Below are 16,311 nucleotides of genomic sequence, written 5' to 3'. Positions count from 1 at the left end.
TATAGACTGATCGCTCGGCGAAAACTGCGCGCGCGTTGCGTTGCAGCGCTACGCGCAGCGGACAATCATGATGGCGGTCCGCTGCTGGAATTCACGCGCAGTTGAGCGCAGGGATCCTCTTTCTTGGCCGGGCGCAGCCGCTCGAACCCATTGCCGTGGCATTGTCAGCGAGATGCGATAAGGCGAGAAAGCTCGGCATCCCTCTCTTCGACTTCCGCCCAAAGAAACGCGGCGCGTGAATGTGTTGCCGGCATTAACTACTACGCGGCAACGGCGCTCACACCGTTGCCCCGCGGGCGCATGTTCCCCAAAAAGTTTTGAACCGAATGCCGTAGGAGCGGGCTTGCCACGACGCAAAAGACGAATATAGTCAGGAAACAAATATTCCGTAGAAGAAATAAGAGGGAACGAGAATGGCTTTATCTTGGCGTTTCTCCGCCTTGGCGGATCGGCATCGCGCTCTCGGATCGAAGCTTGAGGACTGGAGCGGAATGGGAACCGCCTGGTCCTATGAGAAGGACATGTCGGAAGAGCACGTCGCCGTCCGCACCAAGGCCGGCATCATGGATGTCTCCGGCCTAAAAAAGGTGCACCTGGTTGGCCCCCATGCCATTGCTGTACTTGACTACGTCACCACCCGCGACATGACGAAGATCTATCCCGGCCGCTCGGTCTATGCCACAATGCTAAATGACAGCGGTCATTTCACCGACGATTGCATCGTCTACCGCACAGGCCCGAATTCCTGGATGTTGGTGCATGGCTCCGGATCCGGTCACGAGGAGGTCGTCAAGCAGGCGGCTGGCCGCAATTGTGCGGTGCTCTTCGACGACGATCTGCATGATCTCTCGCTCCAGGGACCTTTGGCGGTGGACTACCTCGCCAAATATGTGCCCGGCATCCGCGACCTCAAATATTTCCACCATATGCAAACGACGCTCTTCGGCGCCCCGGTGATGATCTCGCGCACCGGCTATACCGGTGAGCGCGGCTACGAGATCTTCGTGCGCGGCCAGGATGCTGTCATGGTCTGGGACCGGGTCGTCGAAGAGGGCAAGGATATGGGCATCATTCCCTGCTGCTTCAGCGTGCTCGACATGCTGCGGGTCGAAAGCTATTTGCTCTTTTACCCCTATGACAATTCGCAGATGTATCCCTTTGCCGATCAGCCGCCCGGCGACAGCCTCTGGGAACTTGGCCTCGATTTCACCGTTAGTCCCGGCAAGACCGGCTTCCGCGGTGCCGAGGAGCACGCGCGCCTCAAAGGCAAGGAGCGCTTCAAGATCTTCGGCATGCTGATCGATGCCAATGGCCCGGCCGATCTCGGCGATGAGGTCTGGGCCGACGGCCAAAAGGTCGGCGTCATCACCTGCCCGAGCTATTCGTCGCTGACGAAGAAATCGATGGCGATCGCTCGACTCGACGTCGACAGGGCTGTGGACGGCACGAAACTCGAAGTGCGCGGCAAGAGCGTGAAGGCCACGGCCAGCGCGCATACGCTTCCCTTTGACGATCCGGAAAAGAAGAAGCGGACCGCCTTAGGTTAGGGAGCGCGCCATGCTCGTTGCAGGCATCAAGAGCCGTCCGGTCTACAAAGGTCTGAACATCGAGCCGCATGCCAAGCGGCATATCTTCGCGCTCGAGGGTGAAGGCGCGACCGCGCTCGTCGACCAGAAACCGGCCCTCGACGAAACGATCCGGTCACGGAGCGAAGTCCTCTATGTCGCGCGCGGGTCGAAGGGCCAAGGCCATGACACGGCGCTACTTAGCCTTGGTACAGATGTCTTCTGGACCGCGCCGACGATTGCGACGCTCCTTTTCCGGCTGAAGGGATTGCTGGCAACCGCCCACATGGGCGTGCGCCTCTATATCGCGGGAACGGAAGGTTTCATCGGGCAGGCAATGATGGTGGGCCTCGAACACGGCATGGATCACGCCTCGATCATCACCGAACATCGCGGCTCGCTGGCGCGGCGCGTCCAGTGCGTGCATTGCAAGGGGATCACTGACGACGTGACGGCGAGCCCCTTCACCTGCAGCCATTGCGCACTGACGCTTCTGGTGCGTGATCATTATTCGCGACGGCTTGGTGCCTTTCAGGGCGTCAACATCGATGCGGAAGATCCGGGCAGCGCGCCCGATCCAGAGGAGTTGTTCCTTTGAGTGGTGGTACTGAAGTTCCCGTCCGCGTGACGAAGGTTACGCCGGCGGCCGAGCGCATCAAGCGCTTCCGCTTCGAGCGGCTGGACGGCAAGCCGATGCCATATTTCTCCGGTGGTGCGCATATCATTGTCTCAATGAATGATGACGGCCATGTGCGCCGCAACGCCTATTCGCTGATGTCGCCACCGCACGACTGCGCGGCTTATGAGATCAGTGTGCTGCATGTCGAGGATTCGCGCGGCGGCTCCACCTTCATGCATGAGAGGGTCAAGGAAGGCGACGAGCTGAAGGTCAGCTATCCGGTCAACCTTTTCCAGCCGGATTGGCGCGGCCGCAAGCATCTGCTGATCGCCGGCGGTATCGGCATAACCCCCTTCATCGCCATGATGGAGCAGTTTACCCGCGAAGGGGCCAGTTTCGAGCTGCATTATGCTGTGCGCACGCGCGATCGCGGTGCCTATTGGAAAGAACTGGTCGAGCGCTACGGCTCGCAACGGATCAAGATCTACTGCGACGCCGAAGGCATGACGATGCCGCTCGGCCGCCTGCTCGACAGCCAGCCGCTCGGCACGCATCTTTATGTCTGCGGCCCATCCGGGATGATCGACGGCGTTTTAAGGGCCGGGATAGAGGCCGGCTGGCCGGAGCAGAACCTGCATTCGGAACGCTTCCTTTCCTCGTTGCCGGGCAAGCCCTTCACCGTCGAGCTCGTGCGCTCCGGCAAGACCGTGAGGGTCGGCCATCACGAAAGCATTCTGGAGGCCATCGAAGCGGCGGGCGTCGATGCGTCTTTCCTCTGTCGAGGTGGTGCCTGCGGTCAGTGCGAGACGGGGGTCGTCACCTGCGATGGCAAGCTGCTGCATCACGACGTCTATCTGACCGATGAGGAAAAATTGGCCGGCCGCAAGGTTATGATCTGCGTCTCCCGCTTCGAGGGGAAAACGCTGCATCTCGACCTCTAGCGACCCTGAAAGCGGAACAAGGAGAACGGACATGGCAATCGCCTTCAAGCAGGAAAGCTTCCGCGACGATTTCAGCTACCGGAACAGCCCGGAGAACATCAGCCGGTTCCCGTTCCCCTTCGATCGCGACGAGTACATGTATTCCGTCAACATGGAGCCCCACGTGCGCGGCAGACCGGGTACCGCCTTCGAAAATCTGATCGACGTCGATGAACACTATGTCGCCGAGATGCATGACCGGACGCTGGTGCTGAAGGAGGATCCGCTCCGCTATCAGGCCCTCCCCCATATGATGAGCGCGCAGTGGGATACGCTCGAGCTGCTGATGAAAGAGCAGGCAGCTGGCTATCCCGAACACTTCACCCTCACGAGGAATGGCGACCAGTGGCGCTGGATCAACCGGCCGCTCGGCATCGACGACACCTTCACTTTTGGCGATGTCTCGACGCTGCCCTACGAGCCCTTCGAATATATCACGCGGCAGGCGCAGGGTGATTTCTGCATAGTGGACCAGCGCGACGGCAATCTTTGGATGGATGCCGGAATGGTGACGACCCAGGCTGACTGGTCGCTCGATTTCGACATCGGCATGAATTTCATGGAGTGGCACGGACCCGTGCCACTCGCCCACCAGATCGGCGTCTTCGACCGCGCATTAAAATTCCTCCTGAACCTGCAGCAGGGCAAGCCGACGCGCCGCTTCAACTGGACGATGACGATCAATCCACGGCTTGATACCAGCCCAGAAAACTACCACAAATGGGGGCCGGATCGCACGACCGTGACACCAAAGAATGTGGGCGAGAAGGTACATCTGCGCGTCGAGCTGCAGAGCCTGTGGCGCCTGCCGCGTTCGAACGCCATCCTCTTTGTTATCCGTTGCTACCTAATGAACATGGACGAGCTGGTGACCGTGCCGAAATGGGCGCGACGCATGCCACGCGTGCTGAGAACCCTGCCGCCGGAACTCGTCGACTATAAGGGGCTCACACGCTACCGCGAGGACACGATCGACTGGCTTTCGAAATATGATGACGGGGCGCCCACCAGCCCCGGCGTCTTCCCGGATTGACGCGCCCATGCGCCGAAGCAATGCAGTATATCAAGAGGGGAATGCTTCATGACAAAAGTTGCCGTTATCGGCGCCGGTCCCTCCGGGCTGGCACAGTTGCGCGCCTTCCAATCGGCCGCCCAGAAGGGCGCCGAAATCCCGGAGGTCGTCTGCTATGAAAAGCAGGCAGATTGGGGTGGACTTTGGAATTACACTTGGCGCACCGGGCTTGACGAATATGGCGAGCCGGTCCACGGCAGCATGTATCGTTACCTCTGGTCAAACGGTCCAAAGGAATGCCTGGAATTCGCCGATTATTCCTTCGAGGAGCATTTCGGCAAGCCAATCGCCTCCTATCCTCCGCGCGCGGTCCTTTGGGATTACATCAAGGGCCGTGTCGAAAAGGCGAATGTTCGCGATTGGGTTCGCTTCAGCACGCCCGTGCGCATGGTCCGCTTCGACGAGGAGACGAAGAAATTCACGGTGACGGCCCATAACCGCATCGAGGACCGCATGTATGACGAGGAATTCGATTATGTCGTTGTTGCGACCGGTCATTTCTCAACGCCGAACGTTCCCTATTTTGAGGGCGTTAAGACCTTTAACGGCCGGGTGCTGCATGCGCACGACTTCCGTGACGCTCTGGAATTCAAGGGCAAGGACATCCTTATCGTCGGCCGTAGCTATTCGGCCGAGGATATTGGTTCGCAATGCTGGAAATACGGCGCCAGGTCGGTGACGACGAGCTACCGGTCAAAACCTATGGGCTTCAAATGGCCGGAGAATTTCGAGGAGCGACCGCTCTTGACCCGGCTCGAAAACAAGACGGCGCATTTTCTCGACGGCTCAATGAAGGAAGTCGATGCGCTGATCCTCTGCACCGGCTACCAGCACCACTTTCCGTTTCTGCCGGACGAATTACGACTGAAGACTGCCAACCGGCTCTGGGCTGATGGCCTCTACAAGGGCGTTATTTTCGACAAGAACCCACAGCTCTTCTACATCGGCATGCAGGACCAGTTCTACACCTTCAACATGTTCGACGTACAGGCCTGGTGGGCGCGCGATGTCATGATGGGCCGCATCAAGCTGCCGCCAGCAGAAGAACTGAAGGCGAATTTCGTCATGTGGCGTGCTCGCGAAGAGACGCTCGAAGATGCCGAGCAGATGATCTGGTATCAGGGAGACTACGTGAAGGAGCTGCTCGCCGAGACCGACTACCCGAGCTTCGACATCGAAGGCACGAATAACGCCTTCATGGAATGGGAACACCACAAGGCGGAAAATATCATGGGCTTTCGTGATCACGCCTATCGATCGCTGATGACCGGCAATATGTCGCCGAAGCACCATACGCCCTGGGTCGAAGCTCTCGACGATTCGATGGAAGAGTATCTGCGCAACTGAAGCCTTCAACGTCCTCGCTTAACCGCGAAAAGGTCGTTCATCGCGACCTTTTCGTGGTGTTTTTGAAATGAGACGAAGCAATTTCATCTGCAACTCACTTCGAACGTGGCCTTTATGGATTTTCAAAAGAGCATTCTGAGCCGCATGAGCGGATTTCTCTACCGCTGCCGTGCGGACGAAAACTACACTATGCTGGAGATGACGAACGGCATCGAGCGCATCTTCGGCTATCGCGCTGACGAGATCATCGGCAACCGGACTCGGACCTTCACCTCCATCATGTGTGAGGAGGACGTGCCGATCATGGATCAGGTCGTCGGCCTGGCGCTCGAACAGCGCACCGACTGGACGATGGAGTACCGGATCCGCCACCGGGACGGGAATTTCATCTGGGTGACGGAAACCGGCGGCGGTGTCTGGGACGAGAATGGCGAATTGCTCTACCTCGAAGGCAGCATCATTAACATCAAGTCCCTTTACCAGCGTATCGACGAGCAAACGGCGGGTATGCGCGTCACGGCGTCAAAAACCAATGAGATCCTGCAATCACTGCGCTACTTGAAACTGCTCGCCGTCAATGCCGGAATCGAGGCGGCACGTGCGGGTACGGCAGGGTCGGGCTTTGCCGTGCTTGCAGCCGAAATGCGCGCGCTTGCCAACGCCTCTGAGGAGGCTGCCCGCGCGATCTCGAACGCCCAGCGCAACTCGGGCTGAAGCTTAAGCGCGCGGCCGCGTCTTCTGAGGATCGTAATGCGAGAGCGGCACTATGACCGCCGGCAAGCGTTTCTGGTGGCCATCCAGCTTGCCGATTTCCACCGCCATTCCAACAGACGCATGCGTGACGTCAATACGGGCGAGAGCAATGGTCTTGCCAAGGATTGGCGAGCGGGTAGCGCTGGTGATCACGCCCACCTGCGCGCGGCCGATGTGAACACAATCTCCATGGCCGACCGCCTCATTGGCCTGCACGTCGAGCCCAACCAGCAGATGACGCGGATGTTCCTTGCGCCGGATCAGCGCTTCGCGGCCGATGAAATCATCCGCCTTGGATTTCAGCGGCACGGTGAAGCCAATGCCGGCCTCGAATGGATCGGTTTGGTCGGTAAACTCGTGATGGGCAAAGATCAGCCCCGCCTCGATGCGCACCATGTCCAACGCTTCGAGACCCATAGGCTTCAAGCCGTGCGGCTCACCAGCCTTCCAAAGCGCGTCGAACACTGTTAGCGCGTCCTTCGGATGACAGAAGATCTCGTAACCGAGCTCGCCCGTATAGCCGGTGCGCGAGACGACGACAGGGGCACCTTCGAAGCTCCCGATGCGCCCAACCGTGAAGCGGAACCACTCGAGCTCGCCGATCGCCGGCTGGCGCGGTGCTGTCCAGATAATTTCCTTCAGGATGCTGCGGCTCTTCGGTCCCTGCACAGCGATATTGTGCATCTGGTCGGTTGAGGAGCGGACCCAGGCCTTAAAGCCTTTCTTTTCCGCTTGCTCGCGCAGCCAGATGCCGCTTGCATCATCACCACCGATCCAGCGGAAGTTTTTGTCGCCAAGCCGGAAGAGCGTACCGTCATCGATCATGCCACCATTTTCGTAGCACATGGCCGAATAGACGACCTGTCCGGACGACAGCTTACGCACGTCGCGCGTCAGGCAATATTGCAGCAGTTCCTCGGCATCGGGACCGGTCACTTCGAATTTTCGCAGCGGCGAGAGGTCGATGACGACTGCCCTTTCCCGGCAGGCCCAATATTCTTCGATCGGGCCTGCGGAGGAAAAGCGGTTCGGCAACCAGTAACCGCGATACTCCGTGTAGTCCCTCGTGAGTGGCGAGAGGCGTGGGTGGAAGGCGGTTTCGCGCGTCAGTTCAGCATCGGAGTCAGGTGTCATGCGATAGGCTACCGCTCGTGAGAATTTCTCTTTTCCGGAAAACGTTCGGACATGGATATCCGTCGGATCCCAGCCGTTCGCGGCATCGATATCGTCTGGACATGAGGAGGAGACGCAGACCAGATCGGTCAGCGCCCGCATCATCACATAATCGCCCGGGCGCGACCAAGGCTCGTCGAGGTACAGCTGGTTATTGTGATCGATGTTTGTATTGTAGAAATAGTTGAGCGCTTCCCAGCCCTTGCGAGGCGCAATCCCGTAAGGCGCCAACGCGGCGTTGAAGTTGTCCGTGCAATTGACGTGGCCGGGATAGCCCATATCGTCATAATAGCGAGAATTGCAGGCGGTCGCGAAGGCATCGTGACGACCGACCGTGTCCTGGACAATCTCCACGAGAGGTTCGAAATCGCGATCGAACGCCTTTGACGGCAGGCCAGGCATCGGGTAGCTGCGGCCGAGCAGGGTGCGGGTGACCGTCGAATCCAGGGCCAGATCGAGGCCTTTATCCACCTTGCGTGCGGCGAAAGCCTGAAAATCCGTGCATTGCCGCCCATAGACGTCGATGATCTGAATGAATTCGCCGGCGCGGACAAAATAGGCTGAGGCTGTCGCCGCCTTGATGCGGATATCCTCGATCGGATCGGCTGTCGGCTCGGGCAAGGCCGAGGAATAATCGTGAATGAGCTGGCTCCGCCTGATCCTGATCTCGATCGGCGTCGCCGTATCCTGCGCCTCCGGCGACATCGCGCCTGCGGGAGCAGCGATAATCAAGAGACCTTTCAGGACGATGGTGAATTCCGCCGAGCTTCCCGGCGTCGCTGTCGATCCGAAGAGGCCGACCGCGCCGGCCGCCGCAAGATCAGCGCCGCGACGGGCAAGCGCTGCGCGGGCACGGACAGCACCGCCATCCTCCGTCGAAAGGATGGCTTTCAGCCCCTTGGCGGCATTGGTGAACGTCGCGCCGAGACCAGCCGATAGGAAACGCCCAGCCTCATCGACAAAGGAAAGCTCGCAAGGCTGACCGCCTTCCATGTCGGTGACGGTTACGTGGTCGCCGATCTCGACGCGCACGACCAACGAGCCGCCGCCCTTGACGCGGTAGCGTTCCGTGCCCTGCGGTAGCGCGGGAATGCCAGGATAGCGGACGATGCTCGGGGAAGCCGGCCGTATCCCGAGCATCGCCGGATGGAGATCTCGCATTTGATCCTCATGGGATTGGAAGCACGCTTTCGCCCACCAGACAACGTTACAAAATGCCGCCCGAAAGTAAACCCATATTGACTAAAAAGAAAATATCTTCACTATGCATCAAGGGTCAAAGCTCGAGAATCCGCGCGGCAAGGCGGATCGCCAAATAACCGGGCGGGCCCCGGGAGAGGCACGTTCAAGGAGACGCACGAAGAGACGTCCGGAACAATCGAATGGGGAACTTCAGCAATGACAGACGTAGTGGACGCCGGGATTTCGGCCGGCACCGAAGGTAAGCTTATACGTGCCCTCGACTGGAAGGGTGCATTCTGGGTGGCTGCAGGCGTGCCACCGCTCGTCCTTTTTTCCATCGGCGGCATTGCAGGCACGACAGGCAAGCTCGCCTTCGTCGTCTGGATCATTTCCATGATCATGGGCTTCCTGCAATCCTTTACCTACGCAGAGATTGCCGGCATGTTCGGCAACAAATCCGGCGGCGCCTCGGTCTATGGCGCGACCGCCTGGTTGCGATATTCGAAGTTCATTGCGCCGCTTTCGGTCTGGTGCAACTGGTTTGCCTGGTCCCCGGTGCTTTCGCTCGGTTGCGCCATCGCCGCCGGTTATATTCTCAATTCATTTTTTCCAATTCCGGCGGCTGACTCGCAAGCAGCCCTCGACTGGATTGCCGCGCATGCCGCTTCGATAACGGCCGATAGCCCGCGCGTCGCAGAATACATAATCGCCCATGCCGGCACGACGCCGGACGATGCCGTCAAAGCCTTACTGGGCACGGATGCAGTAGCGGCGCTGACGCCAGCGATCCGCAGTTGGTCACTCGCAAGCTTCAGCATTCCGTTCCTCGCCACCGCCAACATCAACGCCACTTTCTTCATCGGCGGCATCCTGATGCTGATGATCTTCGCTATCCAGCATCGCGGCATCTCGGAAACCGCAAGCGTGCAGAAGTGGCTGGCGATCATCGTGCTCGTGCCGCTGCTTTTGATCGGCATCTACCCTATCCTCAGCGGCCAGATCGTTGCTGCGAACGTCACGGGCCTCCTTCCGCCGACCGCTGCATATTCAGACGCGGACGGTACATGGAGCAACGGCGGCTGGACGCTCTTCCTTGGCGGCCTCTATATCGCCGCTTGGTCTACCTACGGCTTCGAAACCGCCGTCTGCTATACCCGGGAATTAAAGAATCCGAAGACCGATACTTTCAAGGCGATCTTCTATTCCGGGCTTGTATGCTGCTTGTTCTTCTTCCTCGTACCCTTCGCCTTCCAAGGTGTGCTCGGCCATGCCGGCATGCTGGCACCTGGAATCGTCGACGGTACCGGTGTAGCGGAAGCCCTAGGCGGGTTGATCGGCGCAGGCCGCATCATCACCCAGCTTCTCGTCGTCCTAATGATCATGGCACTCTTCCTGGCGATCATGACAGCGATGGCGGGATCCTCACGTACGCTCTATCAGGGCGCCAAAGACGGCTGGCTGCCGAAATACCTCGACCATGTGAACGAGAACGGCGCGCCGACCCGTGCCATGTGGACGGACTTCGCCTTCAACCTCTTCCTACTGTCGATCGCATCGGATGCCGGCGGCTACTTCTTCGTGCTCGCCGTCTCGAATGTCGGCTACATCATCTTCAACTTCCTCAACCTGAACTCCGGTTGGATCCATCGCATGGATTCCGGCCATGTCGAACGCCCCTGGAAGGCGCCGAGCTGGCTGATCGGCCTCAACACGGTTCTCGCCTTCGTCAACGCCCTCTTCCTGGGCGCCGGCGCCAAGGTCTGGGGCTATGCCAACGCACTTTGGGTCGGCTTCGCCTTTGCCGCCATCATCCTCCCGGTCTTTGCCTATCGCCATTATGTGCGGGACGGCGGCAAATTCCCTGCAGGAGCGATGGACGATCTGGGCCTGACAGGCCAGGATCTTGGCACGAAAAAGGCCGGCATTCTGCCCTATGTCGCCCTTGCAGGCGGTCTGGCGATTGTGCTGATTGCAAACTGGATCTTCCAGCTTCCGGCCTAACGCCCAAGAGGATACTTATCGCCGCTCTCCGTGAGGGCGGCGATTATTCGGTAGGATCAAGCAGTGGCGATCCGTAGTTCGCGGCGCGGCATCCCCCAAAACACCGCCGTCACGCGCTCTCGCGCGGAATGAACCTCCAGGGGGTATAGAATGCCTTCGCCCCAACGGGCTTCTGGGCGGCGAGACTCTCGATGAGATGCTGGCCAGCTTCAAGTAGCGAAAGCCATTCCGGACCGATCGTCGTCAAGCGGGGATTGCAGTAAAAGCCTTCCTCGGCGTTGCCGCAGCCTAGGACGGCAATGTCGCTTGGCACTCGAATGCCGAGGCGGGAAAACTCCTCGATCAGCGTCACGGCCGTATAGTCGGAGTCAAGCAGGATCGCTGTCGGCCGCTTTGCTATTTCAGCGATCTGTCGCGCGCACCCAGCAGTAGCCTCACGAGCATCCGCTCCCACCATTGTGGTGATCAGCACAGACAGACCAGCAGTCACCGCACGCGCCTTCAGCGCAGAAATTCGCGGATTATGCGGCATTTCGGCATTTTGAATGTAGACGAAATCGCGATGTCCCTTGTGCAGAAGATCATCAAACGCACACTCAAGCGCGTCGATCAGACCGTTGTTAAGGACAGAATAGGATCGAGGTTGTGCTGTGGGATGGATGACAAGACAGGGTCGGTTGAAAGGCGCAAATACCTGCCCGACCTGCTCCTCGGTGAGAAAACCGACTTCAGCGATCACGCCATCGGCCAGACCTGCTTCAACCTCGCCCAGGATTTTCTGGACTGCACCGATCGTGGAGCCAGTTAAGACAATCGGCAGCAACCCCTTCTGCACAGCCACCGATCCGAGATCGTGAACCATCTTGTCGGCATAGGGTATGCCAAGCTTCGGCAGGACGATGCAAATGCGTTCGCTCTGTTGGCGACGCAAGTGGCGAGCGGTTTTGTTCTGGACGTAGCCCAGTTCCTCGACTGCGGCACGGATGCGCTCGCGTGCTTCCGTCCCAACGCGCTTCAGATGTTCCTGGCGGTTGCTGAAATAGAAGGAGACAGCGGCGGTGGACACGTCGGCAAGCCGAGCAACGTCGGCAACGGTTACGGATCGCTCGCTTTTGGTCGCCGGCCTCTCTCCGTCATGTATATCTTCGCTGCTCATTCAGGTCGCCGTAATCCTCGGGCATTTCTCGCCGGCGGCGACTATCCGCTCCAACAGCCGCTCGCGCAGCCGCCTTCTTATATCCTCATAGCCATCCCGGCCACAGAGATTCTCCAACTCGTAAGGGTCGTTTTCAAGGTCATAGAGATGTGTCTCGACATAGTTGGCGCTGTCCATGTCGTCCCAACCGCTGAGATCTGGTGCGGTGACCTCATATTTCCATCTTCGCGTCCGCAGTGCCCTACCCACATGATGTTCGCTGACCTGCACAAGCACGTCTTCTTCGCCACCGGCCCGTTGATCGAGGATCGACCTTCCCTGCATCGCAGCAGGCACCTTCAATCCGGCCGCAGCAAGAAGCGTCGGCGGTAGATCGATCAGGCTGACCAGGCCCTGATGGTTTCCACGTCCCATGAATCCAGGACCGTGAAAGAAGGTCGGCACGCGTATCGACGCCTCGTGGCAAGAACGCTTGTATTCGTTGTTGCGCGTCTTGAAATGGCAGCCGTGGTCCGAGGTGAAGAGAATGATCGTGTTGTCGAGCTGGCCGAGGCTTGTCAGTGCATCGGTCAGTCGTCCAAGCGCCTCGTCCAGACGCTGGATCATTCCGAGATAGCCCGGGTAGTGCTCATCCGAGGATCCGCCAAGGGCCGCAAGATCAGGCGGCAATTCCATTTGTTTTCGAATCCGATCCTCGTAGCCGACAGGCGCAGGATAGTTGTCGAATTCGTTCTGGTGGTGCGGCTCGATGAAGGACAGGAAAAGAAAGTATGGTTTTTCATGGTCTGCCGCCACAAACCGGATCGCCGCGTCGGTCAGGGCGTCGACACGGTAGCCGGGAAGCTTGACGCGCTCGCCCTCGCCATCGAACACCGCTGTATCGTAGGCATATGACGTGAATTCCAAAATGTTGGACGCCAGCCAATACTCGTAGCCGCCGCGTTCAGATGCAGGAACCGGCTCACTGCCTGAAAGATGCCATTTGCCGATATAGCCGGTCTCGTAGCCTCCTTCCCGGAACCAGTGCGCGAGCGTCTTTTGGCCGCTCGGCAAGGGGATACTGTTGCGGTAGCATCCTGTCGTCGTGGGATAAAGGCCGGTCTGCAGCGCCGAGCGCGCGGGTCCGCACACCGGCTGGCAGGTGAAGGAATTCGGCACGAACATCCCGGCTTCGGCAAGGCGGTCGAAATTCGGCGTCAGCTTCAATGGGTGACCGTGAAGCCCGACCGTATCCCAGCGTTGCTGGTCGGTAAAAAAGACGATGACATTGGGAGAAGAACTCATTCTCTACCTTTCCATGGCTCATTTCATTCCGGACGTCATCACCGACTGCACGAAATAGCGTTGCATGAAGACAAACAGCAGCAAGCTCGGGAGAAACAGGATCACCCCGCCCGTTGCCGTCAAATTCCATTGTGTGAAGAACTCCGAATTGAACAAAGTCAGCCCTGTCGTAATCGGCCGCATCTCGACGGAGCTTACGACCACGAGGGGCCACAGGAATTCGTTGAACTGGAACACGAAGGTCAGCAGGCCAAGCGTTGCCATCGGCGGGCCAAGCTGCGGCAAGACGACGGATCGATAGATGCGCCATTCCGACGCCCCGTCGAGACGCGCGGCATCAAGCAGGTCATCCGGAATCGGCCGGATAAACTGCCGCATCAGGAAAATTCCGTAAGCGCTCATGGCGAACGGCATGATGAGGCCCTGGTAGGTATTCAGCCAGCCCATTTTGGCGGTCAGGATGTAAAGCGGGATCATTCGGATGAAGAATGGCAGCATCAGCGTGGAGAGCAGCGCGGCAAACATAGCCCGCTTTCCCAAAAACTCCAGCTTTGCAAATACATAGCCGACGAGCGGGTCGAAGAAGAGGTGGAGCGCAGTTATGCCGCCGGCGATGATGAAACTGTTGAGAATGAACCGGGCAAACGGTGCCTTTTCCCAGATCGCCACGTAGTTGGAGAACTGCAGCACCGAGGGAACCAGCACAGGCACGCCGCTGGAGAGGTCGGCGTCGCTCTGCAGAGACAGCGAGATCATGTAAAAGAATGGAAAGAGCGCAAGGATGACGAAGAAGCTGAGCGTGCCATAGGCGGCAAAGGTGACAAGGGGCGTGCGGTGGGAGGAGCGGGCCGTCATCAATAGACCACCTCCCGGTTCAGGAAACGGAATTGAAGGAACGTTATCACCAGGATCGCAACGAACATCAGGAACGAGAGCGCCGACGCGTAGCCGATGTTGAGCTCCAGGAACGCCGCCTCGTAGACGTGCAATGCGTAAAGACGGGTCGCCTCGGCCGGACCGCCGCCCGTCAGCAGATAGGGCGCGGATAGATCTTGAAGGTGAGCGATCGTGCTGATGACCGCAAGAAAGAGTGTCGTCGGCATCAGCAAGGGAATTGTTATTCGCCTGAACCGTTGCGCGGGGGAGGCGCCATCGACCTCGGCGGCTTCGTAGAGATCCTTGGGAATACCCTGGATGGCGGCAATGTAGATCAGCATCGCGTAGCCGATGTCCTTCCATACGGTGATCGCGACGATTGTCGGAAGGGCCGTCGATGGTGTGCTCAGCCAATTCTGCGTGGGAAGGTCCAGATAGGAGAGCAGCGCGTTTAGCATGCCGGTATAGGGATCGAGCAGGCTCTTCCACATCAGGGCAACGATCACGAAGGAGATAATATAGGGAAAGAAGATGATGGCGCGAATGGTCGTGGCGGCCTTGATCGGGCCGCTGAGAATGGCCGCCAGAAAAAGGGCTGGCACCAGGGTGAAAGCCGTTCCGAGTGTCGCGAACACCACGGTGCGGCCGAAGGCGGCGCGCACACGGGGGTCCATCAGGGCCTGACGATAATTGTCAAAGCCTGCAAATTCGGATTGGCCAATGAGCGGCTGACCTCGAAAGAAACTGGCCCAGAGTTCCACCACGATCGGATAGAAGAAATAGACCAGAAAATATGCGATGGCAGGCAGCAGGACGATATAGGCGAATCCGGCCTCCCGGGCCTTGCGACTGTTAGGCAGCCTCATGCCGACGACCTCCGTCAGAACATTGATCTGGGGGCGGCAGCGACGGTGCCAAACGCACGGCCGCTGCTGCTTCGTTACTTGTTGGCGAGTGCCGCGTTGGCTCGTGCCGCATAATCGGAGAGAACCTCCTGCGCAGGCCTGTCGTTGTAGAGGATGTCCTGGACGGCCGTCTTGAAGAGATCCTGTACGACAGCATTCTTGCCCGTGAGCGAAAGTTTGGCGGCTGAATCGACGGCGTAAGGCAGGCATTGGCTGAATTTGCCGAGCACGGGATCTGCCTTCACCTTTGGATCGGCAGCCCAGGTTTTGCGCGGCATGGTCATACCGTTGGGCAACGAGGCTGCAAGTTCGGTGTCAAGCGCAACGAACCTCTTGAGCAGGTCCCACGCTTCGGCCGGATGCTTGGCCGTCTTGGGAATGAAAAGACTCACACCACCTGCCATCGTCGCCTGCTGCTTCTCCGTCAGCGACGGTGCGACGTCCCAATTCAGCTTGGGATTGCCCGTCTTGATTGGGCTAACATCCCATGGGCCGGTCAGGATCATCGCCGCCCGGCCGGCTGTAAACAGCTTCTGCGGGCCTTCGTAGTCGGCACCGGCCACCGGCAAGGGTGCCGCTTTATCCTTATGAATAAGGTCGGCCACGAACTGGATTGCCTGTGCGGACTGCGGGCTGTCGAAAGCGACCTTTTTGGCCGCGGCATCGTATAAGGCGCCGCCATTCTGGTAGATCCATGGCGTGTAGTATGTCGCCACTTGGTTGGGAGCAAAGCCGAACCTGCCGCGCTTGCTGGTCGCGATCGCGACCTCGCGGAATTCTTGCCAATTGGCCGGCGGCTTGTCGAAGCCGGCTTCCTTCAACATGTCCACGTTATAGACCAATGCCGCACAGGTCAGGTGCAACTGGATGCCGTAGTACTTGCCGTCGATCGTGTTGCGCTCGACGGAGAAATCCTGCCAGTCCTGTGGATAGCCCATCTCTTTGCCGTCTTTTGCGACAAAGTCGTTGAGCGGCGTAATCATGCCCTGCAAGCCGAATTCCGGCACCCAGCCGCCAGGCTCGGCGACGAGGTCCGGCGCATTTCCGACCGAAAGATCGGCCACCAGCTTGGTGCGCAGATCCGGCCATTGGAAGCGTCCCCATTCGACCGTCCAGCCGGGGTGGTCCGCCTCGAATTTCTTGATGACGTCGGCATATGCTTGATACGCATGGCCGGCGTTCCAATAGACTTTAAGGGTTTCGGCCCGCGCAGCGCCGCCAACACCATACAGGCATAGCGCAACTGCAATGCAACGGCTCAATCGATTGGCAAGTTTCATGTGTCTTCTCCCAGAGACATCCGACAAGCCGGCGTATTCTCCCACCGGAACCCTCCTCAAGGTCCGATGAAACCGGCAAGTTAATGGATTAACTTATACAGCCTTTCAAGTCAATCGA

The 16,311-nt window shown here is 58.9% G+C and carries 13 protein-coding genes; 7 read left to right on the top strand and 6 right to left on the bottom strand.

Features of this window, described 5'->3' with window-relative positions; genetic code table 11:
* Window positions 1-413 precede the first annotated feature (413 nt).
* The 6 genes from ACZ9BX_RS25830 (at window position 414) to ACZ9BX_RS25805 (ending at window position 6,297) form a co-directional block, all read left to right on the top strand.
* Window positions 414-1,547, top strand: coding sequence for an aminomethyl transferase family protein (locus ACZ9BX_RS25830; protein ID WP_476220944.1), 1,134 nt, complete (start codon window positions 414-416; stop codon window positions 1,545-1,547).
* 10 nt (window positions 1,548-1,557) lie between these two features.
* Window positions 1,558-2,163 carry a dimethylamine monooxygenase subunit DmmA family protein gene (locus tag ACZ9BX_RS25825; protein WP_476220942.1) on the top strand — a complete coding sequence of 202 codons (606 nt, stop codon included), beginning with the start codon at window positions 1,558-1,560 and terminating at the stop codon, window positions 2,161-2,163.
* Window positions 2,160-3,125 carry a PDR/VanB family oxidoreductase gene (locus ACZ9BX_RS25820; RefSeq protein ID WP_476220940.1) on the top strand — a complete coding sequence of 322 codons (966 nt, stop codon included), beginning with the start codon at window positions 2,160-2,162 and terminating at the stop codon, window positions 3,123-3,125. Before ACZ9BX_RS25825 ends, ACZ9BX_RS25820 begins: the two co-directional genes overlap by 4 nt.
* 31 nt (window positions 3,126-3,156) lie before the next feature.
* Window positions 3,157-4,197, top strand: a complete 1,041-nt coding sequence (locus ACZ9BX_RS25815; protein ID WP_476220938.1) for a heme-dependent oxidative N-demethylase family protein — start codon at window positions 3,157-3,159, stop codon at window positions 4,195-4,197.
* A gap of 48 nt (window positions 4,198-4,245) precedes the next feature.
* Entirely contained in the window at window positions 4,246-5,583 is a 1,338-nt protein-coding gene (locus ACZ9BX_RS25810) for an NAD(P)-binding domain-containing protein (RefSeq protein ID WP_476220936.1), read from the top strand.
* 114 nt (window positions 5,584-5,697) lie between these two features.
* The gene (locus tag ACZ9BX_RS25805) at window positions 5,698-6,297 is read left to right on the top strand and encodes a PAS domain-containing protein (protein ID WP_476220934.1); all 600 of its coding nucleotides are present in this window, start codon (window positions 5,698-5,700) and stop codon (window positions 6,295-6,297) included.
* Between the two features lie 3 nt (window positions 6,298-6,300).
* Here ACZ9BX_RS25805 and ACZ9BX_RS25800 read toward each other — a convergent pair whose 3' ends face one another.
* The gene (locus ACZ9BX_RS25800) at window positions 6,301-8,670 is read right to left on the bottom strand and encodes a DUF1989 domain-containing protein (protein WP_476220933.1); all 2,370 of its coding nucleotides are present in this window, start codon (window positions 8,668-8,670) and stop codon (window positions 6,301-6,303) included.
* Between the two features lie 237 nt (window positions 8,671-8,907).
* Here ACZ9BX_RS25800 and ACZ9BX_RS25795 point away from each other — a divergent pair, with 237 nt between their 5' ends.
* Window positions 8,908-10,692 (top strand): APC family permease, encoded by a 1,785-nt coding sequence (locus ACZ9BX_RS25795; protein WP_476220932.1) that lies wholly within the window; start codon window positions 8,908-8,910, stop codon window positions 10,690-10,692.
* A 109-nt stretch (window positions 10,693-10,801) separates the two neighbouring features.
* On the opposite strand, the gene ACZ9BX_RS25790 is transcribed toward ACZ9BX_RS25795, so the two are convergent.
* The 5 genes from ACZ9BX_RS25790 to ACZ9BX_RS25770 all read right to left on the bottom strand — a co-directional run bounded on the left by ACZ9BX_RS25790 (window position 10,802) and on the right by ACZ9BX_RS25770 (window position 16,193).
* On the bottom strand, window positions 10,802-11,848 hold the full coding sequence (locus ACZ9BX_RS25790; RefSeq protein ID WP_476220931.1) for a LacI family DNA-binding transcriptional regulator: 1,047 nt from the start codon (window positions 11,846-11,848) through the stop codon (window positions 10,802-10,804).
* A complete protein-coding gene (locus ACZ9BX_RS25785) occupies window positions 11,849-13,132 on the bottom strand; it encodes a sulfatase family protein (protein WP_476220930.1) in 1,284 nt (427 codons plus the stop codon).
* 18 nt (window positions 13,133-13,150) lie between these two features.
* Window positions 13,151-13,987: a carbohydrate ABC transporter permease gene (locus tag ACZ9BX_RS25780; RefSeq protein WP_476220929.1), complete on the bottom strand. Its 837-nt coding sequence runs from the start codon at window positions 13,985-13,987 to the stop codon at window positions 13,151-13,153.
* A complete protein-coding gene (locus ACZ9BX_RS25775; protein WP_476220927.1) occupies window positions 13,987-14,874 on the bottom strand; it encodes a carbohydrate ABC transporter permease in 888 nt (295 codons plus the stop codon). The genes ACZ9BX_RS25780 and ACZ9BX_RS25775 overlap by 1 nt, the downstream gene beginning before the upstream one ends.
* Before the next feature lie 74 nt (window positions 14,875-14,948).
* Complete coding sequence (locus ACZ9BX_RS25770; RefSeq protein ID WP_476220926.1) at window positions 14,949-16,193, bottom strand: ABC transporter substrate-binding protein; 1,245 nt, start codon at window positions 16,191-16,193, stop codon at window positions 14,949-14,951.
* Window positions 16,194-16,311 lie beyond the last annotated feature (118 nt).

It is taken from the genome of Rhizobium sp. USDA 3886 (assembly GCF_056279785.1).
The sequence above is the reverse complement of the archived record's forward strand: the minus strand, read 5'-3'. Positions and strand labels throughout refer to the sequence as shown.